At 73.0% G+C, this 26,487-nt stretch carries 24 protein-coding genes and 1 pseudogene; 21 read left to right on the top strand and 4 right to left on the bottom strand.

The window, feature by feature from the left end:
• The first annotated feature begins 49 nt into the window (after positions 1-49).
• The 19 genes and pseudogenes from ABH937_RS01295 to ABH937_RS01205 all read left to right on the top strand — a co-directional run.
• Positions 50-1,042 carry an FKBP-type peptidyl-prolyl cis-trans isomerase gene (locus ABH937_RS01295; protein ID WP_280689198.1) on the top strand — a complete coding sequence of 331 codons (993 nt, stop codon included), beginning with the start codon at positions 50-52 and terminating at the stop codon, positions 1,040-1,042.
• Between the two features lie 152 nt (positions 1,043-1,194).
• Positions 1,195-2,520, top strand: coding sequence for an FKBP-type peptidyl-prolyl cis-trans isomerase (locus ABH937_RS01290; protein ID WP_370216832.1), 1,326 nt, complete (start codon positions 1,195-1,197; stop codon positions 2,518-2,520).
• 172 nt (positions 2,521-2,692) lie between these two features.
• Complete coding sequence (locus ABH937_RS01285; RefSeq protein ID WP_280689196.1) at positions 2,693-3,067, top strand: FKBP-type peptidyl-prolyl cis-trans isomerase; 375 nt, start codon at positions 2,693-2,695, stop codon at positions 3,065-3,067.
• A 141-nt stretch (positions 3,068-3,208) separates the two neighbouring features.
• The gene (locus ABH937_RS01280) at positions 3,209-4,210 is read left to right on the top strand and encodes a helix-turn-helix transcriptional regulator (RefSeq protein WP_370216831.1); all 1,002 of its coding nucleotides are present in this window, start codon (positions 3,209-3,211) and stop codon (positions 4,208-4,210) included.
• Positions 4,207-5,160 carry a WYL domain-containing protein gene (locus ABH937_RS01275; RefSeq protein ID WP_280689194.1) on the top strand — a complete coding sequence of 318 codons (954 nt, stop codon included), beginning with the start codon at positions 4,207-4,209 and terminating at the stop codon, positions 5,158-5,160. The genes ABH937_RS01280 and ABH937_RS01275 overlap by 4 nt, the downstream gene beginning before the upstream one ends.
• Entirely contained in the window at positions 5,157-5,402 is a 246-nt protein-coding gene (locus ABH937_RS01270; RefSeq protein ID WP_280689193.1) for a hypothetical protein, read from the top strand. Before ABH937_RS01275 ends, ABH937_RS01270 begins: the two co-directional genes overlap by 4 nt.
• Positions 5,399-5,578, top strand: coding sequence for a hypothetical protein (locus ABH937_RS01265; protein WP_280689192.1), 180 nt, complete (start codon positions 5,399-5,401; stop codon positions 5,576-5,578). The genes ABH937_RS01270 and ABH937_RS01265 overlap by 4 nt, the downstream gene beginning before the upstream one ends.
• A 203-nt stretch (positions 5,579-5,781) precedes the next feature.
• The gene (locus tag ABH937_RS01260; protein ID WP_280689191.1) at positions 5,782-6,057 is read left to right on the top strand and encodes a twin-arginine translocase TatA/TatE family subunit; all 276 of its coding nucleotides are present in this window, start codon (positions 5,782-5,784) and stop codon (positions 6,055-6,057) included.
• Positions 6,058-6,167: 110 nt separating this feature from the next.
• Positions 6,168-7,076 carry a twin-arginine translocase subunit TatC gene (tatC, locus tag ABH937_RS01255; protein ID WP_370146328.1) on the top strand — a complete coding sequence of 303 codons (909 nt, stop codon included), beginning with the start codon at positions 6,168-6,170 and terminating at the stop codon, positions 7,074-7,076.
• Positions 7,077-7,230: 154 nt separating this feature from the next.
• Entirely contained in the window at positions 7,231-8,376 is a 1,146-nt protein-coding gene (locus tag ABH937_RS01250) for an NAD(P)/FAD-dependent oxidoreductase (protein WP_370216830.1), read from the top strand.
• Positions 8,377-8,429: 53 nt separating this feature from the next.
• Positions 8,430-8,741 carry a (2Fe-2S)-binding protein gene (locus ABH937_RS01245; protein ID WP_370216829.1) on the top strand — a complete coding sequence of 104 codons (312 nt, stop codon included), beginning with the start codon at positions 8,430-8,432 and terminating at the stop codon, positions 8,739-8,741.
• The gene (locus ABH937_RS01240; protein ID WP_370216828.1) at positions 8,725-10,131 is read left to right on the top strand and encodes an FAD-dependent oxidoreductase; all 1,407 of its coding nucleotides are present in this window, start codon (positions 8,725-8,727) and stop codon (positions 10,129-10,131) included. Before ABH937_RS01245 ends, ABH937_RS01240 begins: the two co-directional genes overlap by 17 nt.
• 274 nt (positions 10,132-10,405) lie before the next feature.
• Entirely contained in the window at positions 10,406-11,269 is an 864-nt protein-coding gene (locus tag ABH937_RS01235; RefSeq protein ID WP_280689271.1) for a dihydrodipicolinate synthase family protein, read from the top strand.
• Positions 11,270-11,404: 135 nt separating this feature from the next.
• Entirely contained in the window at positions 11,405-12,409 is a 1,005-nt protein-coding gene (locus ABH937_RS01230) for a proline racemase family protein (RefSeq protein WP_280689186.1), read from the top strand.
• Positions 12,406-13,767, top strand: coding sequence for an aldehyde dehydrogenase (locus ABH937_RS01225; protein ID WP_280689185.1), 1,362 nt, complete (start codon positions 12,406-12,408; stop codon positions 13,765-13,767). Before ABH937_RS01230 ends, ABH937_RS01225 begins: the two co-directional genes overlap by 4 nt.
• Positions 13,767-14,750: a proline racemase family protein gene (locus ABH937_RS01220; protein ID WP_370216827.1), complete on the top strand. Its 984-nt coding sequence runs from the start codon at positions 13,767-13,769 to the stop codon at positions 14,748-14,750. Before ABH937_RS01225 ends, ABH937_RS01220 begins: the two co-directional genes overlap by 1 nt.
• Positions 14,747-15,649, top strand: coding sequence for an ornithine cyclodeaminase family protein (locus ABH937_RS01215; protein WP_348533634.1), 903 nt, complete (start codon positions 14,747-14,749; stop codon positions 15,647-15,649). The genes ABH937_RS01220 and ABH937_RS01215 overlap by 4 nt, the downstream gene beginning before the upstream one ends.
• A 195-nt stretch (positions 15,650-15,844) precedes the next feature.
• A complete protein-coding gene (locus tag ABH937_RS01210; protein WP_280689183.1) occupies positions 15,845-16,555 on the top strand; it encodes a GntR family transcriptional regulator in 711 nt (236 codons plus the stop codon).
• A 228-nt stretch (positions 16,556-16,783) separates the two neighbouring features.
• A pseudogene (locus ABH937_RS01205) lies at positions 16,784-17,296 on the top strand (Uma2 family endonuclease); the annotation flags it as partial.
• A gap of 12 nt (positions 17,297-17,308) precedes the next feature.
• Here ABH937_RS01205 and ABH937_RS01200 read toward each other — a convergent pair.
• Together ABH937_RS01200 and ABH937_RS01195 are read right to left on the bottom strand one after the other, a co-directional pair.
• Positions 17,309-18,019 (bottom strand): ABC transporter ATP-binding protein, encoded by a 711-nt coding sequence (locus ABH937_RS01200; protein ID WP_280689182.1) that lies wholly within the window; start codon positions 18,017-18,019, stop codon positions 17,309-17,311.
• An 11-nt stretch (positions 18,020-18,030) separates the two neighbouring features.
• The gene (locus ABH937_RS01195; RefSeq protein WP_280689181.1) at positions 18,031-19,104 is read right to left on the bottom strand and encodes an ABC transporter permease; all 1,074 of its coding nucleotides are present in this window, start codon (positions 19,102-19,104) and stop codon (positions 18,031-18,033) included.
• 288 nt (positions 19,105-19,392) lie between these two features.
• Here ABH937_RS01195 and ABH937_RS01190 point away from each other — a divergent pair, with 288 nt between their 5' ends.
• Both ABH937_RS01190 and ABH937_RS01185 read left to right on the top strand, forming a co-directional pair.
• Positions 19,393-20,955: a sensor histidine kinase gene (locus ABH937_RS01190; protein WP_370216826.1), complete on the top strand. Its 1,563-nt coding sequence runs from the start codon at positions 19,393-19,395 to the stop codon at positions 20,953-20,955.
• On the top strand, positions 20,952-21,590 hold the full coding sequence (locus tag ABH937_RS01185; RefSeq protein ID WP_280689179.1) for a response regulator transcription factor: 639 nt from the start codon (positions 20,952-20,954) through the stop codon (positions 21,588-21,590). The genes ABH937_RS01190 and ABH937_RS01185 overlap by 4 nt, the downstream gene beginning before the upstream one ends.
• A 149-nt stretch (positions 21,591-21,739) precedes the next feature.
• Here ABH937_RS01185 and ABH937_RS01180 read toward each other — a convergent pair whose 3' ends face one another.
• Both ABH937_RS01180 and ABH937_RS01175 read right to left on the bottom strand, forming a co-directional pair.
• Positions 21,740-22,282, bottom strand: coding sequence for a YceI family protein (locus ABH937_RS01180; RefSeq protein WP_280689178.1), 543 nt, complete (start codon positions 22,280-22,282; stop codon positions 21,740-21,742).
• Positions 22,283-22,485: 203 nt separating this feature from the next.
• The gene (locus ABH937_RS01175) at positions 22,486-26,106 is read right to left on the bottom strand and encodes a choice-of-anchor D domain-containing protein (RefSeq protein WP_370216825.1); all 3,621 of its coding nucleotides are present in this window, start codon (positions 26,104-26,106) and stop codon (positions 22,486-22,488) included.
• Positions 26,107-26,487 lie beyond the last annotated feature (381 nt).

Raw genomic sequence — 26,487 nt, 5'->3', positions numbered from 1 at the left:
CGCTGGTTCTAGGCTGATCACGTTTACTGATCCGTAAATGTGACCGACCGTGAGGATCGCCGTGCGCCGCAGAGCCGGACTGCTCGTACTCCTGCCGATGCTGGTGCTCGCCGCGTGCAGCAGCAGCACCCCCACGAAGGCGGGGCCGTCCGCGGCACCGACCAGCGCCTCGCCCAGCGTGCCCGCCCCGGTGGGTTCCGCCTCGCCGATGCCGACGGTCAGCGGGGACTTCGGCAAGAAGGCCACCATCACGCTGACCGGGCAGCCCACCGGCCAGTTCGTGGTCACCACGGTCTCCGAGGGGGAGGGGGCGACGGTCAACAAGAACGACTGGGTGACCGTCAACTACTCCGCCAAGGACTGGACCACCGGCAAGGACCTGTCGAGCTCCTACGACGCGGGCGCCAAGCCGCAGCTCTACCAGGCGGGGAACGGCCAGCTGGTGCCGGCCTTCGACCAGAGCGTGGTGGGCAAGAAGGTGGGCAGCCGGGTGCTGGTGGTGGCGCCGCCCTCGACGGCCTTCGGCAGCACCGGTAACCAGCAGCTCGGGGTGGGCAAGGACGAGACCGTGGTGTTCGCGCTGGACATCGTGGAGGCGGTGCCGCCGGACTCGGTGGTGACCGGGACGCAGACCGAGCCGCCGGCCAACCAGCCGCAGGTCAAGGACAACGGCAAGGCCGCGCCGACGATCACCATCCCGGCCGGGCAGCCCGCGCCGACCTCGCTGCAGACCACGGTGCTGATCAAGGGCGACGGCAAGCCGGTGCAGTCCGGCCAGACCCTGCTGGTGCAGTACACCGGGGTGCTCTACAGCAACGGGCAGCAGTTCGACTCCTCGTGGAGCCACGGCGGCGCGCAGGCGCTTCAGGTGGGCACCGGCAGCGTGATCGCGGGTTGGGACCAGGGGCTGGTGGGGCAGCCGGTGGGCAGCCGGGTGATGCTGGTGATCCCGCCGTCGCTGGGCTACGGGTCGACCGCGCAGAGCGGAATTCCGGCCAACTCCACCCTGGTCTTCGTCATCGACATCCTGGAAGCTGTCTGACCACGGCTGCTCGGCCGGCGGTGCTTCTGTCACGCGCGCGGGTACTCCTGGTGTGTCATGCACACCCAATGAGTGCCCGCGCTCATGGCAAGCTGACATACTGCTGCCGATTCGCACAGCGGCGAGCGATCTGATGGCGAGGATGGGGAGAAATGGCTGAGAATCCGTCGGGCCCGAGCGAGGCCGACACCGCGAGCGCCCCTGTCGCCGACCCGGCGGCGCCCCGGCCCGGAGGCCCGCTGCCTGGCGACGGTGAGTCGATCGTGATTCCGCCGTCGATTCTCAAGCAGCAGGCGGGCTGGACCAAGCCCGGTGAGAGCGCGCCGCCGATCCCGGGCGCCGCCAAGCCGGAGGAGCCGCAGGTCTTCGCCTCCACCGTGCGCAAGCAGGAGATCTCCGAGGCCGACTACGAGAACGTGGGCGGCGGCGGCCGGCTGGGCGTGATCCTCGGCGTGGTGATCACGCTGCTGCTGGTCGGCAGCGGCGTCGGGCTCTACGCCGTGAACCAGCACAACGACAAGGCGGCCAAGGCCTCGGACGCGGCCACCGCCACGCCGAGCACCCCGCCCTCGCCGAGCCAGGCCCCCGTGCCGCCGATCAAGACCGACGCGAAGGTGCTGCCGACGGTCGCCGGCGACTTCGGCAAGAAGGCGAACATCACGGTGCCGCAGCAGGCGCCGGACGGCACCTTCGTGGTCAAGCCGATCTCCGAGGGTGACGGCAGCAAGATCAACAAGGGTGACTGGGTCTCCGCCGACTTCACCCTCAAGGACTGGCAGACCGGCAAGGACATCCCGGGCTCCTACGACCAGGGCAAGTCGCTGATCCTGCAGCCCGGCACCGGACAGGTGATCCCGGCGCTGGACGCCACCCTGGTGGGCCAGAAGGCGGGCAGCCGGCTGCTGGTGGTCGCTCCACCGGCGGCCGCCTTCGGCGACCAGGGCAACGCGCAGCTGGGCCTGGGCGCCAAGGACACCCTGGTCCTGGTGATCGACATCCAGCGGGTGAGCGCGCCGGACGCCCGGGTGAGCGGTGACATGACCGCCCCGCCGGCCGACTTCCCGCAGGTCAAGGTGAACGGTGGCAAGACCGCCGACACCATCACCCCGCCGGCCGGCGTCACCGACCCGACCGACCTGAAGACCGCGGTGCTGATCCAGGGCAAGGGCCCGAAGGTGGAGAGCGGCGAGGAGGTCGTCGTCCAGTACACCGGGGTGACCCTGAAGGACGGCAAGAAGTTCGACTCCTCGGTGGAGAAGGGCCAGGCGTTCAGCTTCGTCACCGGCGGCGGCCAGGTCATCGCCGGCTGGGACAAGGGTGTGGTCGGCCAGAACGTCGGCAGCCGGATCGAGTTGGTGATCCCGGCCGCGCAGGCCTACGGTGCGCAGCCGCCGGCCGGCAGTGGCATCGCGGCCAACGCCTCGCTGGTCTTCGTGATCGACATTCTGGACGCGGGTCAGGGGTCCGGCGGCCAGTGATGGCAGGATGGTGGCTTCCGGCCGGCGGGGCGACCTGCGGCCGGGCCTGATCTGCGCGGGCGGCGGATGCCCGTACGGTGGTTCCTGGCGGAGCCCTCGTGCGGCGGATCCGCCGCCGTGCTGTGTGGACTGATGTGAGGCCGCCTCAGGCGGCCGATGAGAAGAGGTAGTTGTGAGCCAGAAGACGAAGCCCGAGATCGACTTCCCCGGTGGCGAGGCTCCGGCCGAGCTGCTCATCGAGGACATCGAGGTCGGCACCGGCGCCGAGGCCAAGGCCGGCGCCAATGTCGAGGTGCACTATGTCGGCGTGACCTTCGAGACCGGCGAGGAGTTCGACGCGAGCTGGAACCGCGGCTCGACCTTCCGCTTCCCGCTGGGCGGCGGCCGGGTCATCAAGGGCTGGGACCAGGGCGTGCAGGGCATGAAGGTGGGCGGCCGTCGCAAGCTGACCATCCCGCCGCACCTGGGCTACGGCAAGCAGTCGCCGACCCCGGCGATCCCGGCGAACTCGACCCTGATCTTCGTGGTCGACCTGATCGGCGTCTGACGGTCCGTCGGACCGCCGCGTGGAGGCGGCCGCACTCCCGGGTCGGGGGTGCGGCCGTCTCGGCTTTCGCGGCAGGACTCGCTACCGGTACGGTCGGGTCCGCCGGGATTCCCGGGACGCAACGACGATGAAGGGTCAGCGATGGCGATCGCCAAGGCAGAGCGGCTGATGAACCTCGCCCTGTGCCTGATGAACACCAGACGGCCGCTCTCCAAGCGGGAGCTGCGGGAGTCCGTCGAGGCCTATCGGGAGGCCTGGCAGTCCGGCAGCGAGGACGCCTTCAACCGGATGTTCGAGCGGGACAAGGACGACCTGCGCGAGCTGGGCCTGGTGATCGACGTCGACGAGAACACCCTGGACGGCGAGGCCGGTTACCTGGCCCGCCGGGACCGCAACCGGCTGCCGGAGATCGCGCTGGACGCCGAGGAGGCCGCCGCGCTGAGCCTGGCCGCCAAGGTCTGGCAGCAGGCCCGGCTCTCCGGCGCGGCCAGCGGCGCACTGCAGAAGCTGCGCGCGGCCGGAGTGCCGTTCACCGAGGACGCCGCCGAGGGCCGCACCGCGCTCGAGCCCTACATCCCGGTCCGCGAGGCGGCGTTCGAGCCGCTGCTGATCGCTGCCCGGGACCGCCGCCCGGTCTCCTTCGACTACCGCAAGGCCGGCGCCGCCCTCACCGAGCCGCGCTCGGTGGAGCCCTGGGCGCTGGAGTGCTGGCGCGGCCACTGGTACCTGGCCGGTTGGGACCGCGACCGCGGCGCGGTGCGCGTCTTCAGGCTCAGCCGGATCACCGGCAAGGTCCGCTCCCGTTCGGCCGCCTTCACCGCCCCCGTGCCCGAGCACGTGGACGTGCGGGCCGCCGTGGCCGCCTTCGCGGGTGAGGGCGCCACCGCCTCCGCCACCGTGCGGCTGCGGCGCGGCGCCGGGTTCCCGCTGCGCACCAAGGCGCTGGGCGCCCGCCAGCTGGACGGCGACTGGGACGAGCTGGAGATCCCCTACGGGCACGGGCTGGGCGCGGACCTGGCCGAGTACGGGCCCGACCTGGTGGTGCTGGCGCCCGAGGAGCTGCGGGCCGACGTCATCGACCGGCTGCGCGCGGTGGCCGGTCTGCCCGCCCAGGGCCTGGCTGTTGAGGGAGGACTGCGATGAGCAACGCCATCGACCAGACCCGGCGGATGCTCTCGCTGGTCACCTACCTGCGGGAGCGCCCCGGCGCGGAGGTCGCCGAGGTGGCCCGGGCCTTCGGGATCTCCGAGCGCGAGCTGATCGCCGACCTGAACGTGCTGCCGATGTGCGGCACCAGCTTCCGCGGCGGCGACCTGCTGGACATCGACACCGACGGCGAGCGGATCTGGTGGCACAACGTCGACGACGTGGCCCAGCCGCTGCGGCTGGCCGCCGACGAGGCCACCGCGCTGCTGGTCGCCGCGCGGGCGGTGGCGGGCCTGCCCGGGCTGCGCGAGCGGGACCGGCAGGCGCTCACCCGGGCCGTCGTCAAGATCGAGAACGCGGCGGGGGAGAGCGCCGAGGGCAGCGCCCGGGTCGGGGTGACCTTCGAGGCCGAGGGCCAGGTCTTCGCCGACATCGACCGGGCGCTCAGCGAGGGCCGGCGGATCTGGCTGCGCTACTACTCGCACGGGCGCGGCGGGATGACCGAGCGCGAGGTGGACCCGATCCGGCTGCTGACGGAGGGTCACACCTACCTGGACGGCTGGTGCCGCAGCTCCGAGGACCGCCGGCTCTTCCGGCTGGACCGGGTGGCCGAGATCAAGGTGCTGGACGAGCCGGCCGACCCGCCCCGGCTCGAGCCGCGTGACCTCTCCCAGGGCCTGGTCAACCCCGGGGCCGACGACCCCGAGGTGGTGGTCGAGGTCGGCCCCGCCGGGCGCTGGGTGGCCGAGTACTACACCCACGACCTGGCCGAGGAACTGCCGGACGGCGGCCTGCGGATCACCCTGCGCAGCTCCGACCCGCTGGGCCTGCGCACCCTGGCGCTGCGGCTGGGCCGGGACGGGCGGATCGTGGCCCCTGCCCCGCTGGCCGAGCAGGCCAAGGCGGCGGCGCTGGCGGCCCTGGCCGGCTACCCGGAGCAGCCATGACCGAGGACGCCGAAGCCGGCACCAGATTCAAGGTCTACTGCTCGCAGTGCCGCGAGAAGGTGGAGCTGGCCGCCGCCGAGTTCCGCCTCGCGCTCGGCCGCACCAAGGAGCGCACCTTCTACAGCTTCACCTGCCCCGCCTGCGGGGCTGCGGTGCGCAAGCCCGCGGGGGAGAAGATCGTCGAGGCGCTGACCGGCGCGGGCGTCTCCACCATCCGGCTGCTCCAGGTGGTGGAGGGATGACCGTGACCTGGCTGCTGATGGCGGCGGTGGGGCTGGCCACCGCGGGCCTGCTGGTGCTCGGCATGCTCGGGCTGCGGCTCTGGCTGGACGTGCGGGGGCTGGCCGAGCAGGTCGACACGGCCTCCCGGGCGCTGGCCGGGGCGGCCGAGGAACTGGGCGAGAGCGCGCGGGGCTGAGCACCGCGCGGCGGAGTGCAACCGGTGACGGACAAACTTCACCCGCTCGTGCGCCCTGGGGGCTCCTGCGGCCACGGCGCGCGGGTTAGGCTCTCCCAGGGCCGCCCTCCATCCGGCGGGGTGCTCACACTGTCCCGTCCACCCAGCGGCCGGGGTCCCGCGCGGATCCCCGGGCACCGCGTCGAGTCAGAAGGTAGTCGTCCATGGGCAGGATCCTGGCGTTCCTGATCATCATCGTGATGGCGGCGGTCTTCTTCGGCGGTAAGCGCCTGCCCGATCTGGCCCGTGCGGTGGGACGTTCGCTGCGCATCCTGAAGAGCGAGACCTCGGCGTTGCGCGAGGAGTTCGCCAAGGAGGCGAAGGAGCCGGTCGAGCCGCCCGCGGCGGTGCCGGACCCGACGCTGACCATCAAGGCCGCGCCCGGCGGCGTGTCCTCGGCGCGGCCGACCGACGAGCAGCGAGGCGGCCGCACGCGCTGAGCGTCCGGCCGGTCCACCGTGTGGCCCGCCGCCCGGCGGGCCACGACCCACGATTTCGAGGACCGGGGTTGAGCAAGTCTTCCAAGCCGCCCAAGAGCGCCGACGGACGGATGTCCCTCGGGGATCACCTGCGCGAGCTGCGCAACCGGCTGGTCAAGTCGGTCCTGGCGATCGTGGTGTGCATGATCGTGGCGGCGTTCTTCAAGGACCAGCTGCTGCACTTCCTGATGAAGCCGCTGCCGGGCTGCCTGCCCGACGGGCAGCCCAGGCCCGGGGTGAAGCACTGCGCCCAGGTGGCGGTGATCGGTGTCACCCAGCCGTTCAACCTCACCCTGAAGGTCTGCCTGCTGACCGGTCTGGTGGCCTCCGTCCCGGTCTGGCTCTACCAGGCCTGGGCGTTCATCTCGCCGGGCCTGCACCGGCACGAGCGGCGCTACTCGCTGACCTTCCTCGGCCTGGGCACCCCGCTCTTCCTGGGCGGCGTCGCCTGCGCCTACCTGCTGCTGCCGACCACCCTCGAGGTGCTGGGCTCGTTCACCCCGATCGGGGCGCAGCAGATCCTGCCGGTGGACAACTACCTGAACATCGCCACCCGGATGCTGCTGGTCTTCGGCCTGGCCTTCGAGTTCCCGCTGCTGCTGGTGATGCTGAACATCGGCGGGGTGCTCACCGGCAAGCGGATGCTCGGCTGGTGGCGCGGCATGGTGATGGCGATCACGGTCTTCGCGGCGGTCGCCACCCCGAGCGCCGACCCGGTCAGCATGCTGGCGCTGGCCTCGCCGATCTGGATCCTGTACTTCCTGGCGGTCGGCTTCTCGCTGCTGAACGACCGGCGCCGGCGCCGCCGCAACCCGGACGCCGACCTGTCGGACGAGGAGGCCTCGCACCTGGACCTGTCGGTCGCCGCGGTCGACGGCGCCGAGTCGGTGGCCGCCTCCGCTGCCGAGCTCGCCTCGCCCACTCCGGTCGCCTCGGTCCCCGGCGCGCGCGGGGAGCAGGTCGACGACGACATCACCTGACGGGGCGTCAGCCCTGATCCGCCGGTGCCCCGGCCCGCAGACGCTTCTGCGGGTCGGGGCACCGGCGTATCGCGGGGGTGCGGACGGTCGGGTGGTATAGACCGCCTGCGTGGACATGCTTGGCAGAGCTGCGGCAATGTGACATATTACTGACGTGCTCACGAACCCCTCCCATGACGTCGTGGTGATCGGCGCCGGTGTCGTCGGCGCCGCCTGCGCGTACTACGCCGCCCGGGCCGGGCTGACCGTCGCCGTGGTCGACCGCGGCCCGGTGGCCGGCGGCACCACCGGCGCGGGGGAGGGCAACCTGCTGCTCTCCGACAAGGCGCCCGGGCCGGAGCTCGAACTCGCCCAGCTCTCCGCCCGGCTCTGGAACGAGCTGGCCCAGGAGCTGCCGGCGGCCATCGAGTACGAGGCCAAGGGCGGCCTGGTGGTCGCCGCCGACCCGGCGGGCCACCGGGCGCTGCGGGCCTTCGCGGCCAGGCAGGCGGCGGCCGGGGTGACGGCCCACGAGGTGGCCGCCGAGCAGCTGGCGCAGTACGAGCCGCACCTGGCCCCCGGCCTGGCCGGCGGCTTCCACTACCCCGAGGACGCCCAGGTGCAGCCGGCGCTGGCCGCCGCCCACCTGCTGCGCGCCGCCCGCCGCGCGGGCGCCGAACTGCACCTGGGCGAGCAGGTGATCGCCGTGCTCACCGGACCGGGCGGCGCGGTGCGCGGGGTGCGCACCCCGCGCCGCACGCTGGCGGCCGGCGCCGTGGTCAACGCGGCCGGCACCTGGGGCGGGGAGGTCGCCGAGCTCGCCGGCACGCAGCTGCCCGTGCTGCCCCGGCGCGGCTTCGTCCTGGTCACCGAGCCGCTGCCGCGCCTGGTCCGGCACAAGGTCTACGCCGCCGACTACGTGGCCGACGTGGCCAGCGGCTCGGCCGCGCTGCAGAGCTCGGGCGTGGTGGAGGGCACGCCGGCCGGCTCGGTGCTGATCGGCGCGACCCGGGAACGCGTCGGGTTCGACCGCCGGGTCTCCACCGAGGCGCTGCGCCGGCTGGCCGCCCAGGCGGCCGCGCTCTTCCCGGTGCTGGCCGGGGTCAAGGTGCTGCGCACCTACCGGGGCTTTCGCCCCTACCTGCCGGACCACCTGCCCGCGATCGGCGCCGACCCCCGGGTGCCGGGCCTGTACCAGGCCTGCGGCCACGAGGGCGCGGGCATCGGGCTGGCGCCGGCCACCGGGCTGCTGATCGCCGGGCAACTGACCGGCGCCGTGCCGCAGATCGACCTGGCGCCGTTTCGACCCGAGCGCTTCTGACGGCGTCCACCCCGCCCTCTCCTGCCCACCTCCGCGCAGAACGGACCCCACCCATGCGCCGTACCCCGGCCTCCCTGGCCGCGGCCGACCCCGGACCGGCCCACACCATCGAGTTCGACGGTCGCCCGATCCCCGCGCTGCCCGGTCAGAGCATCGCCGCCGCGCTCTGGGCGCAGGGCATCCTGGCCTGGCGCACCACCCGGATCGCAGGGCGCCCGCGCGGGGCGTTCTGCGGGATCGGCGCCTGCTACGACTGCCTGGCCACCGTCGACGGGCGGCCCAACCAGCGCACCTGCCTGCTGCCGGCCGACCCCGGCACCGTCGTCACCACCCAGGAGGGCCACGGCCATGCCGACCTCGCCTGACGTCACCGGCTACGACCTGGCCGTGATCGGCGCGGGCCCCGCGGGGCTGGCCGGTGCGGTGGCCGCCGCCGACCGGGGGCTGCGCTGCGCGCTGCTGGACGCGGGGGCCCGTCCCGGCGGCCAGTACTACCGGCATCCGGCCCCTGAGCTGCGGGCGGCCCGTCCCGACCGCCTGCACCACCACTGGTCCACCTTCATCGGGCTCGCCGACCGGCTGGCCGCGCACCGGCAGGCCGGTCGGATCGAGCTGCTCAGCGGCCGGCACGTCTTCCTGCTGGAAGCCGAGCAGGGCGGTGACGCGGCCGGGCGGTCGGCTTGGCGGCTGCACGTGACCACCGGTGAGCGGACCGGCCACCTGCGGGCCGCGGCCGTGCTGCTGGCCACCGGTGCCTACGAGCGCCAACTGCCGTTCCCCGGCTGGACGCTGCCGGGCGTGGTGACGGCAGGCGGCGCGCAGGCGATGCTCAAGGCGGGCCTGGTGCTGCCCGGTCGCCGGATCGTGGTGGCCGGCAGCGGCCCGCTGCTGCTGGCGGCGGCCGCCTCGCTGACCGCCGCCGGGGCCCAGGTGCCCGCCGTGGTCGAGGCCGGCGACTACCTCGGCTACGCCCGCCGCCCCGGCGTGCTCGCCGCCGTCCCCGGCAAGCTGGGCGAGGGCCTCACGCACGGCGTGGCCCTGGCCCGGCACGCGGTGCGGCTGCGCCGTGCCAGTGCGGTGATCGAGGCGCACGGCACCGAGAGGGTGACCGCCGTGACGGTGGCCCGGCTGGACGCCGACTGGCGCCCGGTGGCCGGCACCGAGCGCCGGATCGCCTGCGACGCGCTCGCGGTGGGCCACGGGCTGGTGCCGCAGCTGGAGTTGGCCACCGAGCTGGGCGCCGAGACCCGGACGGTGCCGGACGGCACCCTGGCGCTGCGGGTCGACGCCCGCCAGCGCACCACCGTGCCCGGGCTCTGGGCGGCGGGGGAGACCTGCGGCGTCGGCGGTGCGGAACTGGCCCTGGCTGAGGGGGAGTTGGCCGCACTGGCGATCGCGGGTGAGCCGGCGCCGTCCGGCGCGCTGCTGGCCCGGCGCCGGCGGCTGCGCGGCTTCGCCGAGCTGATGGCCGCCGCTCATCGGCCCGGCGCCGGCTGGCCGGGGTGGCTGCGCCCGGACACCGAGGTCTGCCGCTGCGAGGAGGTGCCGGCGCAGCGGATCACCGAGGCCGTCGAGGAGCTGGGTGCCACCGATGCCCGCACCGTCAAGCTGCTCACCCGGGCCGGCATGGGCTGGTGCCAGGGCCGGATGTGCGGTCCGGCCGTGGCCGCACTGGCCGGGACGCCCGAGCCGGCCGCCGACCGCCGTCCGCTCTCCTGTCCCGTCCGGCTGGGCGATCTGGCACAGCTGCCGTAGGCCGGGTCGACCGGGCCGGCTCGGCGCACCCTCGCCGGGCCGGCCCTAGGGCCGCTCTTACGGATCTTGCCGGGCGCGCGACGCCGGGCATCACGCCTGGACGCAGGAGAGGCCCCGGGCCCGCCGTGTCCCCCGGTCGAGCAGCATGCCGTGGGCGCGCGCGTGTGCCCTCTTGCGCCGCCCGGCCGTTCATTTATAAAATGTCACACCTCACCAAGGAGAAATGCTCGTGACCCACCCTCAGCACGACAGCACCCGTCCGTGGCGCGGCATCATGGTCGCCACCGCACTGCCGCTGCGCCCGGACCTCTCCGTCGACTACGACGCCTACGCCGAGCACGTCCGCCGTCTGATCGACGCGGGCTGCGACGGCGTGGTGCCCAACGGCTCGCTCGGCGAATACCAGACACTCACCGCCGAGGAACGCGCCAAGGTGGTCAGCACCGCGGTCGAGGCGGCCGGCGACGGGGCCCGGGTGATGCCGGGCGTGGCGGCCTACGGCAGTGCCGAGTCCCGCCGCTGGGCCGAGCAGGCCGCCGAGGCCGGGGCCGGCTCCGTGCTGCTGCTGCCGCCCAACGCCTACCGCGCGGACGCCGCCGCGGTGCGCGCCCACTACGCCGAGGTCGCCCGGGCCGGCCTGCCGGTGGTCGCGTACAACAACCCGATCGACACCAAGGTCGACCTGGTCCCCGAACTGCTGGCCGAACTGCACGCCGAGGGCAGCATCGTGGCCGTCAAGGAGTTCAGCGGCGACGTCCGGCGCGCCTACCAGATCGCCGAGCTGGCCCCGGGCCTCGACCTGCTGATCGGCGCGGACGACGTGCTGCTCGAACTCGCCCTCGCCGGGGCGGTGGGCTGGATCGCCGGCTACCCGAACGCGCTGCCCGACGCCTCGGTCGCCCTCTACCGGGCCGCCGTCGCGCACGACCTGGAGACCGCGCTGCCGCTCTACAAGGCGCTGCACCCGCTGCTGCGCTGGGACTCCAAGACCGAGTTCGTGCAGGCGATCAAGCTCTCGATGGACATCGCGGGACTGCCCGGCGGCCCGGTCCGCCCGCCGCGCGGCCCACTCACCGCGCAGGTCGAGGCAGCCGTGCGGGCCGCCACCGAGAAGGCGCTCGCCGAGGGCCTGAGCTGAACCGCCGCCGGTCGCCCAGGTCCTGCCCGGCCGATCTTGCCCGGCGTCGCGCGCCCGGCAAGATCGGCCGGACAGGACCTAGGTGGCGGCCGGCGCCCCACCCGTCCCCTGCCGCCAGCTGACGAAGGGTCACCCATGCGCACCCGGCACGTCTTCCACGCCGTCGACTCCCACACCGAGGGCATGCCCACCCGGGTGATCACCGGTGGCTTCGGCGTCATCCCCGGAGCCACGATGGCCGAGCGCCGGGTCCACTTCCAGCAGCAGCTGGACCACTTCCGCACCCTGCTGATGTACGAGCCGCGCGGCCACGCCTCGATGAGCGGCGCCATCCTGCAGCCGCCGACCCGGCCGGACGCCGACTACGGGGTGCTCTTCATCGAGGTCTCCGGCCTGCTGCCGATGTGCGGGCACGGCACCATCGGCGTGGCCACCGTGCTGGTGGAGACGGGCATGGTGCCGGTGGTCGAGCCGGTCACCACGGTGCGCCTGGACACCCCCGCCGGCCTGGTCACCGCCGAGGTGCGGGTGGAGAACGGCGCCGCCACCGCCGTGACCATCCGCAACGTGGCCTCCTACGCGGTGGCGCTCGACCAGAAGATCGAGGTCCCCGGCTGGGGGACCGTCGGCTACGACCTCGCCTACGGCGGCAACTTCTACGCGATCCTGCCGCTGGCCGCCTTCGGGCTGCCCTTCGAACGCGAGCGCAAGCAGGAGATGCTCGCCGCGGGACTGGCCCTGATGGACGCCATCAACGCCTCCGAGGCCCGTCCGGTGCACCCCGAGGACCCGTCCTTCCACAGCGTCCACCACGTCAACCTGCTGGCTCCCGGCTCCACCGCCGAGCACTCCCGGCACGCGATGGCGATCCACCCCGGCTGGTTCGACCGCTCGCCCTGCGGCACCGGCACCTCGGCCCGGATGGCGCAGTTGCACGCGCGTGGCGAGCTGCCGCTCGGGCAGGACTTCGTCAACGAGTCCTTCATCGGCACCCGCTTCGTCGGGCGACTGATCGAGGAGAGCACCGTCGCCGGTCACCCGGCCGTCATCCCGACCGTCACGGGGCGCGCCTGGGTGACCGGCACCGCCCAGTACTTCCTCGACCCCACCGACCCCTTCCCCGGAGGCTTCCTGCTGTGAGCGCCACCGTCAGCTCGTACAACCCCGCCGACCCCGCCGACCTGGTGATCGAGGTCGCGGCACCGGGCGCCTTCGCCGCTGCCGCCGCCGTCGAGCGCTCCCGGGCCGCCCAGCCCGGCTGGCTCGCGGCCGGCTCGGCCGCCCGTTCGGCCGCGCTCGGGCGGGCCGCCGACGCCGTCGAGCAGCACGCCGAGGAGCTCGCCGCGCTGGCCGTGCGCGAGGTGGGCAAGCCGCTCGGCGAGGCCCGCGGCGAGGTGGCCCGCACGGTGGCGATCCTGCGCTACTACGCGCAGGCGCCGTTCGCGGCCTCCGGCGCGGTGCACGAGACCGCCGCCGGCTCTGGCCTGCTGCTCACCCGGCGTCGCCCGTACGGGGTGGCCGGGCTGATCACGCCGTGGAACTTCCCGTTCGCCATCCCGGTCTGGAAGGCCGCGCCCGCGCTCGCCGTCGGCAACACCGTGGCGCTCAAGCCCGCGCCGGAGGCGACCGCCTGCGCGCTGCGGCTGGCCGAGCTGCTGGCGCTGCCCGAGGACGTGCTGATCGTGCTGCCGGGCGGCGCCGAGGAGGGCGCGGCCGTGGTCTCGGCCGCCGACGTCGTCTCCTTCACCGGCTCCACCGGCACCGGACAGGCCGTGATCCGCACCGCGACCGAGCGCTCGGTGCCGGTGCAGGCCGAGATGGGCGGGCTGAACGCGGCGATCGTGCTGCCGGACGCCGACATCGAGCAGGCCGCTGCCCAGCTGGCCTTCGCGATCGCCGGGTACGCGGGTCAGAAGTGCACCGCGACCAGCCGGGTGATCGCGGTGGGCGGCGCGCTGGAGCCGCTGCGGGCGGCGCTGGCGAAGGCGCTGGCGGCCGCCGGGGCGGACGGCGGACCGGTGATCTCCGCCACCGCCCGGCAGCGGTTGACCGCTGCGATCGCCACCGCCGTCGAGGGCGGCGCTGAGCTGCTGACGGGTGGTCAGCTGCCCGAGCGGGACGGCTGGTTCATCGAGCCGACGCTGCTGGCACAGGTCCCGGCCGGGCACCCGCTGCTGACCGAGGAGTTCTTCGGCCCGGTCGCCGTGCTGCTGGGCGCCGCCGATCTGGACGAGGCGATCGCGCTGGCCAACGCGACCCGGCACAACCTGGCCGCCTCCGTGCACACCCGCGAGCTGGACGTCGCGCTGGCCGCCGCGGACCGGCTGGACGCCGGCATGATCCGGATCAACGCGCCCTCCACCGGCGTCGACTTCCACCTGCCGTTCGGCGGCGCGAAGGCCGCCTCCTACGGGTCGCGCGAGCAGGGGCAGGCGGCGCTCGACTTCTACACCGCCAGCCGCACCGTCTCGCTGCTGCCGGCCGGCGGTGTCGGCTGATGGACCTGCGCGCGGTCGAGACGGTCGACTACCACACGGCGGGCGAGCCGTTCCGGATCGTGGTCGCCGGCCTGCCTGCGGTGCCGGGTGACTCGGTCGCCGAGCGCCGGGCGATCGCGCTCGGCGCGGGCCGCGGTGCCACCGATCCCCGGCCCGGCCCGCTGGACACCGTGCGGCAGCTGCTCACCCGCGAACCGCGCGGTCACGCCGGGATGTATGGCGGATTCCTGGTGCCGCCTGACGACAACGAAGCGCACCTGGGCGTGCTCTTCTTCCACAAGGACGGCTACTCCACCGCCTGCGGCCACGGCACCATCGCGCTGGGCGCCTGGGCAGTGGACAGCGGCCTGGTCCCGGCGCCCGACGACGGCACGGCCCGGGTCCGGATCGATGTGCCCTCCGGCCGGGTCACCGCACTGGTGCACCGCGAAGGCGGGCGCACCACGGCCGTCGCCTTCCGCAACGTGCCGACCCGGGTGCTGGCCCGCAAGCGCCCGGTGGCCACCTCGGTCGGGACGCTGGAAGTCGACCTGGCCGACTCCGGCGCCGTCTACGCCTCGGTCGCCGTCGAGGCGGTGACGCCCGCCGAACTGCCCCGCCTGACCGAGCTCGGGCGCGAGATCCGGGCGGCGCTGCTCGGGGAGTACGACCTCTACGGCGTGATCCTGTACCAGGAACTGCCCGACACTCCGGCGGGCCCGCACCAGCGCAACGTCACCGTCTTCGCGGACGGCCAGATCGACCGCTCGCCCTGCGGTTCGGGCACCTCGGCGCGACTCGCCCTGCTGGCCGAGGACGGGCGCCTCGGCCCGGACCAAGAGCTGCGCCACGAATCGATCGTCGGCACCGTCTTCACCGGCCGCCTGCTCGGCCACCGGGCCGGCGGGGTGCTCACCGAGGTCACCGGGCAGGCCCACCGCACGGGCCTGCACCGGTTCGTGCTGGACCCCGCCGACGCGCTCGGCACCGGGTTCCTGCTGTGATCGCCGAGCTGGCGGTCGACCTGACCTGCCGTCAGGCCTGTGAGGCGATCACCGCCGCGCTGCGGGCCGGGCTGGACGTGGAGGGCTGTCCGGCCCGCAGCAACATCGCCGTGCCCGGGGGTGAACTGCTGCTGATGCCAGCGGCGTTGGGTGGCTACGCCGGGGTCAAGATCGCTGGGGTGGCGCCGGCCAACCCCGGGCGCGGACTGCCCCGGATCACCGGCAGCTACCTGCTGCTGGACGGCGCCACCCTGGTCCCGGTCGCGCTGCTGGACGGCGCCGCGCTCACCGCGCTGCGCACACCTGCGGTGACCGCGGTGGCGGTCGACCGGCTGGCCGGGGCCGAGGCCGCGCACCTGGTGCTCTTCGGGGCCGGGCCGCAGGCCTACGGGCATCTGGACGCGTTGCGCGAGGTGCGGCCGCTGGAGCGGGTCACCGTGGTGGCCCGGCGGGCCGAGCCGGCCGAGCGGTTGGCCCGGTACGCCCGCGCGGCAGGGCTGGCGGCGGTGGTGGGGGAGGCGGACGCGGTAGCCGAGGCCGACCTGGTGGTCTGCTGCACCACCGCGAGCGAGCCGCTCTTTGCCGGTGCCCTGGTGCCGGACCACGCCGTGGTGGCGGCGGTCGGCTCGCACTCACCGACCGGGCGCGAGGTGGACACCGCGCTGGTGGCGCGGGCCGCCTGCTACGTGGAGGCGCGGGCGGTGGCCCGGCGGGAGGCCGGCGATCTGCTGCTGGCGGGGGAGGCGACCGCGCCCGAGCGGTGGACCAACCTGGGCGAGCTGGTCGCGGGGGAGGTGGTGCCGGGTGACCGGCCGCGCTTCTTCAAGAGCGTCGGGATGGCCTGGCAGGACCTCGCGGTCGCCGCCGAACTGCACCGGCGGTACGGGGCGTTGTGCTGACCCGGCTCAGGGTCGGCGCCCGGGCGGCCCAGGGTCACCCCGGGTCGTGCCTGGGCGCGCTGAAGGTCGTGCTCGCAGAAGTGACCGGACCGTTCCCGTGACCCACCGTCAGGGGGCATGATGGTTCGGCCCACCTACGGGCCAGCCAAAACGTGACATTGTACGCTGGTGCTCCGCACCTTTCGGAGGACCGCAGTGACCGAGCCCAAGCCCCGCCCCCTCATCTCCGTCCAGGAGCGTCTGCGCGACCAGGTCGCGCACGCGCTGCGGGCCGCGCTGATCTCCGGTGAACTGCGCCCCGGCGTGGTGTACTCCGCCCCCGCGCTGGCCGCCGACTTCGGCGTCTCGGCCACTCCGGTCCGCGAGGCGATGCTCGACCTGGCCCGCGAGGGCCTGGTCGAGGCGGTGCGCAACAAGGGCTTCCGGGTCACCGAGATGACCGAGCACGATCTGGACGACTTCACCGAGATCCGCGCGCTGATCGAGGTCCCCACGGTGGGCCGGGTCACCCGCAGCGCCACCAAGGAGCAGCTGGAGGCGCTGCGCCCGGTGGCCCAGGAGATCGTCGCCGCCGCCCGTCAGCACGACCTGATCGGCTACCTGGAGGCGGACCGCCGCTTCCACCTCACCCTGCTCGGCCTGGCCGGCAACGCCCACCTGGTCGAGGTGGTCGGCGACCTGCGCAAGCGCTCCCGCCTCTACGGCCTGACCCGGCTCGACCAGCGCGGCGAACTCGTCTCCTCCGCCGAGGAGCATGTGGAACTGCTCGACCTGATGCTGGCCGGCGACGCGCCGGCCGCAGAGGCCTGCATGGCCCGCCACCTGGGCCACATCCGCTCGCTCTGGGCCGAGGGCCAGGGGGAGAACGAGGAGGAGAAGCCGGCCCTGCGACTCGGGCTGCGGTAGGTGCGGGTGGCGGCGGGCCGCGGGCCGCGGGGTGAGGCCGGGCGGGGACGGACTCGTTCGGGTGAACGAGCAGGCTTCGCTTCCGGTGGGTGCGGGCGGCCTACGATGACGGCATCGATGCCTGGCCCCGACCGGAGGTCGCCGATGTCTGCCGCTGCTGCGGAGCACCCGCTTCACCAGCCGTCGCTGCTTGAGCTGGCTGAGTAGTTCCATCGGGATCACGAGGGCTATCGCGTCGAGATCCTCGGGAACCAGCTCATCGTGACGCCGCCCGCCGACGGCTCACACGCCGAATCACTGACTGACCTCATGCTGCTGCTCGCGGCAGCCGGCTTGCATGCTGAGCAGGCACGAGTGCTGCACGCCATCGGACTCTGGCTCCCGGACGGTCCGTCGGGCTACGCCATCCCTGATCTCGTGGTCGTCGACGCGGACTACCGAGATCACCTGGCCGAATACGGCTGCTGCGAGCCCGCCGTCTTCCGACTCGTGGTCGAGGTCACGTCGGCCGACTACCGTATGGATCTCATGGCCAAGCCCACGGTCTACGCCGGCGCCGGCATTCCCCTCTACGTGATCGTCGACTGGAAGAACCGCCGCGTGCGCGTGCTCACCGACCCGCAGGACGGCGAGTACCGCGTCCACGCCGTCCACCACCCCGGGCAGTCCTTCGAGCTCCCCGAGTCGATCGGTGCGCTCGTGAAGCTCGACGTGGACAGCGTCCTGGGCCCTGAGGCCTGACCACCCGGACTCTCACTGACCGACCGTCAGTCGCCCGTCTGCCATCTCCAGCACCCGGTCCACGCCGCCCAGCAGCGCGCGGTCGTGCGTGACCATGACCGTCGCCGTCCTGTGCACTCGGGTGACCTCGGCCAGTAGGTCCACGATCTGCGCGCCGCGCTCGTGGTCCAGGGCGGAGGTGGGCTCGTCCACCAGCAGGACCGAGGGCTCACCGAAGAGGGCGCGGGCGATGTTGACGCGTTGGCGTTCGCCGCCGGAGAGCTGGTGGGGACGGCGGCGCTGCTTGGCGGGGTCGAGGCCGACGGAAGCGAGGAGCTCCTCGGCGCGGGAGCGGGCCCGGGCCGGGCGCTCGCCGCGCAGGTCGGCGAGGACCAGCAACTGCTCGGCCGCGGTGAGGGAGGCGAGCAGGTTGGACTGCTGGAAGACGATGCCGAGGTGGTCGCGGCGCAGGGTGGTGCGGGCCCGGTCGGAGAGGGTGCCCGCGTCCTGACCGGCGAGCAGGACCTGGCCGCGGTCGGGGCGCAGCAGGGTGGCGGCGACCGCGAGCAGGCTGGACTTGCCGGAGCCGGAGGGGCCGACGACCGCCGTGAACTCGCCCGGCGCGACCTCCAAGGAGACCTCGTCCAGGGCGGTCAGGCGCTGCTCGCCGTCGGGGTAGGTGAGGGTGACGTCGCGCAGGGCCAGGCCGGTGCGGGTCCGCGGGGCGGCGAGGGTGGAGGGCATCAGTTGCTTCCTCATCGGTTGGCGCCGAGGGCGGCGATCGGGTCGACGGCGGTGATCCGGCGCACGGCGAGCACGGCGCCCAGCAGGCCCAGCAGGACCATGGCGACCACGGGTACCGCGATGCTGGCCAGGCTCAGGTCGAAGGGCACTCCGGCCGAGGCGACCGCCCCGCCGATCGCGCCCGCCGCGCCGCCGAGCAGGGCTCCGGCCAGCAGCACCACGGCGGCCTGGGCGAGGGCGTCCCGGACCAGGTAGGCGCTGCTCGCGCCGACTGCCTTGAGCACCGCGATGTCGGGCTTGCGCTGGATCGTCCAGACGGTGAAGAAGGCGCCGACCACCAGGGCGCTGACCGCGAACAGGAAGCCCTGGATGAGCTGCAGGCTGCCCTGCTCGGCCGCGTAGCCGTCGATGCCCGTCAGTGCGTCGTCGACCGTGACGGCCTTGGTGTTCTGGGCCTGATCGAGGGCGCTGAGGTCGGCGCCCGTGCCGGTGGTGATCGCGAGTGCGGTGGGTCGGCTCTGGCCGCTGAGCGCCTGCCAGGTGGGCAGCGTGGTCCAGACGGTGGGCGCGTGGGCGTAGGAGCGCGGCTCGGTGATCGCGCTGACGGTCAGCGTCTTAGGCCCTATCCGAACCTGCTGACCCACGGTCAGGTGGTTCTGGGCGGCGGTGTCGGCTCCCACGGCGACCTGTTCGTCGTTCGGGGCGGCGCCCGAGCGGAGCGTCGGCAGCAGCCCGCCGGGGACGCCGAGCACGCTGACCGAGGCGGCCGGGCCGTCGGAGGTCAGGCGGGTCATCGACAGGCCGAACGGCTCGACCGCGGAGATGCCCGGGCCCGCGGACCAGCCGGCCTGTTGCTCGGCCGAGACGGTGCTGGAGCTGAACGAGACGGTCGGCGCGGCACCGGCGGGCGCGCCGAAGACGATCCGGTCGGCCGGCAACCCGGCGACCGTGGAGGAGGCCGCGGCGGCCAGCCCGCCGGTCAGTCCGTAGAGGAAGACCACCAGGGTGGTGATCAGCGTGACCGCCGCGCCCATCAGGGCGAAGCGGCCGCTGGCGAAGCGGATGTCCCGCAGGGCGACGAACACGACTACCTTCTTCGGTGGTGGTTGGTGGTTGGTGGTTGGTGGTTGGTGGTTGGTGGTTAGTGGCTGGTGGTTAGTGGCTGGTCGGTGGCTGGTTGGTGGCTGGTGCTGACGGGCGACGGTTGGCATCGGCCGGCTGCCGACGTCTCCAACTCTGGCGATCGGCGCCCTGCTTGCCATCGCCGAGAGGAGCGGCTTGCGGGCCGTTCGCTCGATGGAGGCGGGAATCCATCGAACGGTTGATGCCGCAGGGCATGGCCAGGCGCACCGATGCCCGTACTCTCGGAAGGCGTGAACCGCCTCAACCACCCAGGCCGCGCCGACCGGGACCGTGCGAACGGTCGTGCCGACGCCGGCCGCCCCGCCCCCGTCCTCGCCGGACACGCCGCCAGCACGCCTGCCCTGCGGACGATGAACCTTGCCCTGCACGGGCTCTTCTTCGTCCTGCTGGCAGTGCTGCTGCTGCGCGGTCTCCTGGCCGGTGAGCTGAGCCACGGCGGCCCGGGCCCGGCCGGTCTGCTCCTCGCGATCGCGCTCGGCGCCGCCTACGCGCTCGGTGGCCGGGTTCAGCGGGTGCGTACCGACCGGCGCTGGGCCGGTGGTTGGCTGGCCGCCGTGGTGGTGCTCTGGACGGCGCTCACCCTGCTGCATCCCGAGTTCTGCTATCTCGCCTTCCCGCTCTACTTCGTCTGCCTGCACCTGCTGCCGGTGCGCTGGGCGGTGCCCGCCGTGCTCGGGCTGACCGGCATCGTGGTGGCCGCCCAGGCCGGCACCGAGGGCGGTCTCAGCACGGCGAAGGTGCTCGGCCCGCTGGCCGGCGCCGCGGTCGCGCTGCTCACCGCCTACGGGTACGCGGCGCTCTACCGGGAGAGCCGCGCCCGCCAGCGCCTGATCGAGGACCTGGTGCGCACCGAGAGCAAACTGGTGGCCAGCCAGCGCGCGGCCGGACGGTTGGCGGAGCGCCAGCGGCTGGCCCGGGAGATCCACGACACCCTTGCGCAGGGTCTGTCCAGCATCGTGATGCTGGCCCGCGCGGCGGAGGCGGCGCTGCCCGCCGATCCGCAGGCCGCCGCCGAGCGGATCGGCGAGGTGGGCCGCACCGCCTCCGAGAACCTCGCCGAGGCCCGCCGCTTCGTCCGGGCGCTGACCCCGCCGGCACTGGACGACGCCACCCTCGCCGAGGCACTGCGCCGGCTCTCGGCCGGGCGCGGCGCCGTCTTCCATCTGGACGGCGAGCCCTACCCGCTGCCGGTGGAGGCCGAGGTCGCCCTGCTGCGGCTCACCCAGGAGGCGCTGGCCAACGCGGTGCGCCACGCCGCAGCGGGCCGGATCGCGGTGACTCTCAGCTACCTGGACGACGAAGTGACGCTCGACGTGTTCGACGACGGCGTGGGCTTCGACCCGCTCAAGCTGGCCGATCCGACCGGCACCGGCGGCTTCGGCCTGCACGGGATGCGCGAGCGGATCGCCGCCCTCGGCGGCAGCCTCACGGTCGAGTCCGCCCTGGGCGAGGGTACGGCGGTGGCGGTCTCGCTGCCGCTGGGCGAGCTCCCGGCGGACGGCCTCGACACGGACGGCCTCGACACGGACGGCCTCGGCGTCGACGGCTTCGGCACCGCCGAGTTCAGCACCGCCGAGTTCGGCACCGCCGAGTTCGGCACTGCCGAGTTCGGCCCGGACGGCGTCGGACCGGGCAACATCGGCCTGGACGACGTCGACCTGGACAGCCTCGGCACATACGGCTTCGGCTGGGGCAGGCCCAACCGGCAGAAGTACGCGCCGGCCGCGTTCATCACCTCCGGGGTGATCGTCGGCCCGCTCAGCCCCGACCACAGTGCGGAGGGCGGGCGATGATCCGGGTCCTGCTGGTCGATGACCATCCCGTGGTGCGCCGTGGCCTGCGCGCGATGGTGGACGAACTCCCCGAGCTGTCAGCGGTCGGCGAGGCCGGCGACGGCGCCGAGGCGCTGCGCCTGCTGGCGGCCCTGCCCGGGCCCGAGCGGCCCGATGTGGTGCTGATGGACCTTCAGATGGGCGCCGGCATGCACGGCGTCGAGGCGACCCGGCAGATCAACGCGCTGCCCGACCCGCCCGCCGTGCTGATCCTGACCACCTACAGCACCGATGCCGACATCCTGGCCGCGGTCGAGGCCGGCGCGACCGGTTACCTGCTCAAGGACGCGCCGCCCCAGGAGCTGGTCGCCGCCGTCCAGGCTGCTTCGCGGGGCGAGACGGTGCTGGCTCCTCCGGTGGCGGCTCGGCTGCTCGGGCGAGTCCGGGCCGGCCGGCCCACCCTGTCACCGCGGGAGGCCGAGATCCTCCAGCTGCTCGCCGAGGGGCTGGCGAACCGTCAGATCTCCAAACGCCTCTTCATCAGCGAGGCCACCGTCAAGACCCATCTGGTCCACATCTACGAGAAGCTCGGCGTCGACAGCCGCACCTCCGCGATCGCGGCCGGCCTCAGCAGCGGCCTGATCCGGGCCGGCTAGTACTGCAGCTGTAACGGGGTGGGCGCTGGGCGCCGGACCGCGGGGCGGCCCTCGCCGGGCCGGCCCGCGCCCGGGTGACCGCGCCGTCCAGCAGGCCGGCGCTCCCGACAGCCGCTACGCGTGATCGGCCATGCCGGGTTGCGCCCCGCTCAGTGGCGGGTGAAGCGCAGGCTGAGGGTGACCGTGGTGAGGCCCTTGAGCATTCCACCCTTGTTCCAGCCCATGCCGAAGTCGACACGGTCGACGGCGACCTCGCCGGTGAGCGTGACATCCGTGGGAGTCGCTGCGGCGGCCTGGGCGGTGAACTCCAGCGGGCGGGTCGTGCCGAGCACGGTGAGGTGGCCGGTGACCTGGGCGATTCCGGCGTTGTCCGCCGTGACGCTGTCGGCGGTGAAGGTGAACGTCGGGTGATTGTCGACGTCGAAGAAGTCGGCGGAGCGCAGGTGGACATCGCGCTTGGCGTTCTTGGTGTCGATTGAGGCGGCGTCGACGGTCAGCGTGCCGTGCGCGGAGCGGTCGGGCAGCAGCTCGCCCTCGCCGCTGAGCTTGGTGAAGGCGCCCTTCACGTTGACCAGGCCCCACATCGCCTTGTGCTGGATGCGGACCGAGGAAGCGGCTGGGTCGAGGTGCCAGGCGCCGACGCTCAGATCGGCGGCCGGGAGCGGAGAGGACTGGGAAGTGGGGTTCGCCATGGCGATCACGCCTTCAGGAGGTGACATTTTGCTTGTAGCTATCAATAGCATATCTCCTTACTTTTCCGCAGCCTATAGCCACTCCCAGAATCACTCCCGGAGCCACTCCCAGAGTCACCTCCACAGCGGTGGGGGCCGCCGCACGTAGCGACGGCCCCACCCCCTTCCTCCTGAACCGCCCAGTGAGCCGGTTCAGTAGCCGGTCAGTCGAAGATCTGGAACTCGGAGATCTGCCCGGCCGGCCAGCCGGTGTTCGCGGTGAAGTTGAGCCGCAGGTAGCGGTCGTCGGTTCCGCTCGGCAGCGTGATGCCGACGGAGTTTCCGGTCGCCGGATCGAAGGTGTAGTTGGCGGAGCCGACCAGCGTCGTCCAGGTGTTGCCGTCGGTGGAGCCCAGCACGCTCAGGGTCTGGGTGCGGGCGGCCCAGGCGGTGGACGGCGGCAGGTCAAGGGTGATCGAGCCGAGCTGCTGGCTCGTGCCCAGGTCCGCCTGGAGCCACTGCGGGAAGGCGTTGTCGGTGCTCTCCCAGTAGCTGCTGGTGTTGCCGTCGTTGGTGTTGGACGGCACGTAGGTCTGGGTGTAGCCGCTGGCGGTCATGGTCGCGCCCAGCGCCAGGTTGGTGGTCGAGGACGGGTTCCCGCTCCCGGTCAGGCCGATGGTGAGCGGGCTGTTGCCCGCGCTGCCGTTGACCGTGACGCTGCCCGTGCGGGTGCCGGTGGCGGTCGGCGTGAAGGTGACGCTGACCGTGCAGGACGCGCTCGGTGCGATCGAGGCGCCGCAGGTGTTGCTCTGCGCGAAGTCACCGGTGGCGGTGATGCCGGAGACGGTGGCGGCCGCGGTGCCGGTGTTGCTGACCGTGACGGTCTGCGCGCCGCTGCCGGTGCCGACCGTCTGTCCGCCGAAGGCCAGCGAGCTCGGGTTGGCCGCCAGCGTGGCCGAGTTGGTGCCGCCGCCGCTCGGGAACACCTCGAAGTCGGAGAGCTGACCGGCGGCCCATCCGGTGTTCGCCGTGATGTTCGCCCGCACGTAGCGGGCCGTGGTGGCGTTGAAGGTGATGGTCACCGTGTTGTTGTTGGCGTTCGGGTCGAAGGTGTACCCGGCCGAGCCGACGATCGTCGAGAAGGTCGAGCCGTCCGTCGAACCCAGCAGTGACAGGGTCTGGGTGCGGGTGGCCCAAGCGGTGGACGGCGGCAGCTTGAGGACGACCTTGCCGATCCGGAAGCTCTGGCCGAGGTCGACCTGGGCCCACTGCGGGAACGAGCCGTTCTGGCTCTCCCAGTAGGTCGACGGATCCGGGTCGGTGAGGTTGGCGGCGACGTAGGGGCTGTTCGCCGAACTCGCCGCAGCCGGCCGGCCGGCCGCGATGTCGGTGCTGCTGTCGATGCCGCTGCCGGTCAGCGCGACGGTGGTCGGGCTGTTGTTCGCGTTGCCGGTGATGGTCAGACTGCCGGTGCGCGAGCCGCCCGCGGTGGGGGTGAAGGTGACGTTCACGGTGCAGGACGCACCGACCGCGACGGTCGAGCAGTTGTTGGTCTGGCTGAAGTCACCGGTCGCCGCGACGCCGGAGACGCTCGCCGAGGTGGTGCCCGAGTTGGTCACCGTCACGGCCTGGGCGGCGGTCGAGGAGCCGACCACGGTGCCGGCGAACGACAGGCTCGCCGGGGCGGCGTTCAGCACCGGGCCGGGCGCGGTGCCGGTGCCGGAGAGGCTGACGGTGTCGGTGTTCCCACCGGCGTTGACGGTCAGGGTGCCGCTGCGGGCGCCCGTCGCGGTCGGCGTGAAGGTCACGTTGACTGTGCACGAGCCGTTCGCCGCGATGCTGGAGCCGCAGGTGTTGCGCTGCGCGAAGTCGCCGCTGGTGGCGATCGAGGCGACGGCGGCGGCCGAACCGGTCGGGTTGCTGACCGTCACGCTCTGCGCGGCGCCCGTCGAACCGGTCGCCACCGAGCCGAAGTTGAGCGCGCCAGGGGTGGCGGTCACGCCGGTGGCCGGGTAGGGCGGGTAGACCGGGGCGGGCCACGGGCCGCAGAGCGGCGTGCCGCTGACGCCCGAGTTTCCGCCGCCGTCGGTGACCGTGAAGTTCCCGCCCTCGCAGTTGTAGACCGGCGAGGACGCGCCCACGCCGCTCGCGGTGACGTTGCTGAAGCTCGCAGCGCCGCCGGTCTGCTCCTGCAGCGCGAAGGTTCCGGTGCCGGCGATGGTCACGTTGTCGAGCGAGACCCCGCTGATGGTGCCCTCGACCCACTGCACGGCCTCGTACGGGCTCTGCTCGATCAGTGCGTTGCTCACGTTGATCGGTCCGGTGATCGACCCCTGGCTGCCGTCGAACCAGAGCGCGCCGACGCCGAACTGCCAGTTCGGGTCGAGGTCGCCGTCCCGGATCAGGGTGTTGTTCGAGATGGTGGTGGTGCCGACCGGGGTGGACGTGAAGCGCTGCCCGACCTGGATGCCGCCGCCCTGGGTGATCCCGCTGTCCTGGACCAGGTTGCCGGTGACGGTGTTGTCGTGGCCGCCGTAGATCGCGATCCCGTTGGCGAGCATCTGCAACTGCACCGTGTTGTTGGAGATGGTGTCGTTGGCGTCGGCGCCGATGCTGGAGTCCGCCCAGGTGGCGATGCCGTCGTCACCGGTGTTGCGGATATCGCTGTTGGTGACGGTGGAGTTGGTGACGCCGCCGTGGAAGTTGATGCCGTCCGCGGTGGTGTCGCGGATCCGCATGCCGCTGAAGGTCAGCTTGTCCATCGGCCCGTCCATCCAGGCGCCGACCTTGTCGTGCTCGATCCACAGGTTCGAGACGGTCGAGGCGCTCAACGCGCCGCCGATGCCGTTGACCTGGGCGCCGTCGTTGCGGTCTTGGACGTTGCCGAAGAGCGCGAAGTTCTGCAGGTGCACGTTGCTGCTCGGCGAGGGCGCCGAGTTGCCGTAGAAGCCGGGGGCCGAACCGGTGACGGTCGAGTACCACATGCCGGCGCCCGCGATCGTCACGTTGTTCACGCTGATGTGGCCCGGGATGTTGAACGTGCCCGGCGGGATCCACACCGTGCCGCCGGCGCCGGCCGCGCTGATCGCCGCGTTGAACGCGCTGGTCGCGTCGTTCACGCCGGTCGCGTCGGCGCCCTCGCTGGTCACCGAGACCGAGCCCGCGGGCTGTGTCAGGGCCGGGCCGACCTGCTCGAAGTCGGCGAAGTCGATCGTGTAGGAGGACGCGGTGTCCCCCGGGTCGACCTGGAGCTTGAAGGTGGTGCCGGCCGGATAGCTGGTCGGGAGCAGGCGGTGCGTCTCGTCGAAGAAGTGGTGCGGGTTGCTGCCGGGGGTGTTGGTGAACGGGTAGCCGCCGTAGAACCAGCTGTAGGCGTTGGTCAGGGTGAAGTCGCTCTGCTTGGTGCCGTTGATGTAGAGCGACAGCGGCGCGGTGTAGACCGACCCGTCCGAGGTGTCCGGGATGCTGTACCGGAAGTCGATCGAGTTGGTCGCCACCGGTGTGGTGAACGAGACGTACTGGCCGCTGCCCTGCAGCGTCACGGCCTTGCGCCCCGACGCCTCGTCGGCGAGCTGGCCCTGGGTGTAACTCGGGCCGATGACAGTGCCGTTGGTGGCGGAGTTCTCGGCCTGCACCTCGACGTACGGCAGGCTTGCGCCGCTGCCTCCGGTGGCCGTGGCGGCGGTGCCCGTGGCGGCGGCGGTGGTCGTGGAGGCGGTGGTGGTGGCCCAGGCCGGCTGGTTCGCCACCGCCAGGACGCCGGTGGCGGCCAGCAGCGTGGTGACGACCGCCGGGGCGAGCGCTCGTCTCAGGTCTCGGGTCAGGTTCCTGATGGGGTGGAACATCTCTTGCTCCATTCAGCATGGACATGCCAGTGAGCGCGGTCGGCACCACCACCGGGCGAGCGGAGCGGGATGTGGTGGGGTGGGGGAGTGGGGCGGGGAATGCGCCTCGCTGGGTCCGTGCGTGGCAGAGCGGCGAGGTGGTCCGCGGGCTTGGGTGAGCGGGCGGACATGGTGCCGACGCGAGGGGAACCGTAACTGCTCTGACACGTGCGTGCAATATCTAGACGCAAGACTGTCGAATCGCGACGTTCACTTGCAAGATCTGAAGTGGGCCGAGTCGGCCTGCCGGCCGTCTTCCCCGCGAAATGCGGCAGATCGCTTGCGGCAAGCGGTGCTGGATTTTTGCAAGAAGAAGCAAGCGGGTTGCGGTGGATGCCCTAG

Origin of the sequence: Kitasatospora sp. GAS1066B (genome assembly GCF_041262605.1) — a bacterium.
In the GTDB taxonomy this organism is placed as follows: domain Bacteria; phylum Actinomycetota; class Actinomycetes; order Streptomycetales; family Streptomycetaceae; genus Kitasatospora.
This window is presented reverse-complemented; position numbering and strand designations above follow the sequence as displayed.

Excerpts from the sequence above, each read along its gene's own strand:
- ABH937_RS01290 (WP_370216832.1), top strand. The coding sequence starts at position 1,195 with ATGGCTGAGAATCCGTCGGGCCCGAGCGAGGCCGACACCGCGAGCGCC.
- ABH937_RS01280 (WP_370216831.1), top strand. The coding sequence starts at position 3,209 with ATGGCGATCGCCAAGGCAGAGCGGCTGATGAACCTCGCCCTGTGCCTG.
- ABH937_RS01275 (WP_280689194.1), top strand. The coding sequence starts at position 4,207 with ATGAGCAACGCCATCGACCAGACCCGGCGGATGCTCTCGCTGGTCACC.
- ABH937_RS01270 (WP_280689193.1), top strand. The coding sequence starts at position 5,157 with ATGACCGAGGACGCCGAAGCCGGCACCAGATTCAAGGTCTACTGCTCG.
- ABH937_RS01265 (WP_280689192.1), top strand. The coding sequence starts at position 5,399 with ATGACCGTGACCTGGCTGCTGATGGCGGCGGTGGGGCTGGCCACCGCG.
- ABH937_RS01260 (WP_280689191.1), top strand. The coding sequence starts at position 5,782 with ATGGGCAGGATCCTGGCGTTCCTGATCATCATCGTGATGGCGGCGGTC.
- tatC (WP_370146328.1), top strand. The coding sequence starts at position 6,168 with ATGTCCCTCGGGGATCACCTGCGCGAGCTGCGCAACCGGCTGGTCAAG.
- ABH937_RS01245 (WP_370216829.1), top strand. The coding sequence starts at position 8,430 with ATGCGCCGTACCCCGGCCTCCCTGGCCGCGGCCGACCCCGGACCGGCC.
- ABH937_RS01240 (WP_370216828.1), top strand. The coding sequence starts at position 8,725 with ATGCCGACCTCGCCTGACGTCACCGGCTACGACCTGGCCGTGATCGGC.
- ABH937_RS01235 (WP_280689271.1), top strand. The coding sequence starts at position 10,406 with ATGGTCGCCACCGCACTGCCGCTGCGCCCGGACCTCTCCGTCGACTAC.
- ABH937_RS01230 (WP_280689186.1), top strand. The coding sequence starts at position 11,405 with ATGCGCACCCGGCACGTCTTCCACGCCGTCGACTCCCACACCGAGGGC.
- ABH937_RS01220 (WP_370216827.1), top strand. The coding sequence starts at position 13,767 with ATGGACCTGCGCGCGGTCGAGACGGTCGACTACCACACGGCGGGCGAG.
- ABH937_RS01200 (WP_280689182.1), bottom strand. The coding sequence starts at position 18,019 with ATGCCCTCCACCCTCGCCGCCCCGCGGACCCGCACCGGCCTGGCCCTG.
- ABH937_RS01185 (WP_280689179.1), top strand. The coding sequence starts at position 20,952 with ATGATCCGGGTCCTGCTGGTCGATGACCATCCCGTGGTGCGCCGTGGC.
- ABH937_RS01180 (WP_280689178.1), bottom strand. The coding sequence starts at position 22,282 with ATGGCGAACCCCACTTCCCAGTCCTCTCCGCTCCCGGCCGCCGATCTG.
- ABH937_RS01175 (WP_370216825.1), bottom strand. The coding sequence starts at position 26,106 with ATGTTCCACCCCATCAGGAACCTGACCCGAGACCTGAGACGAGCGCTC.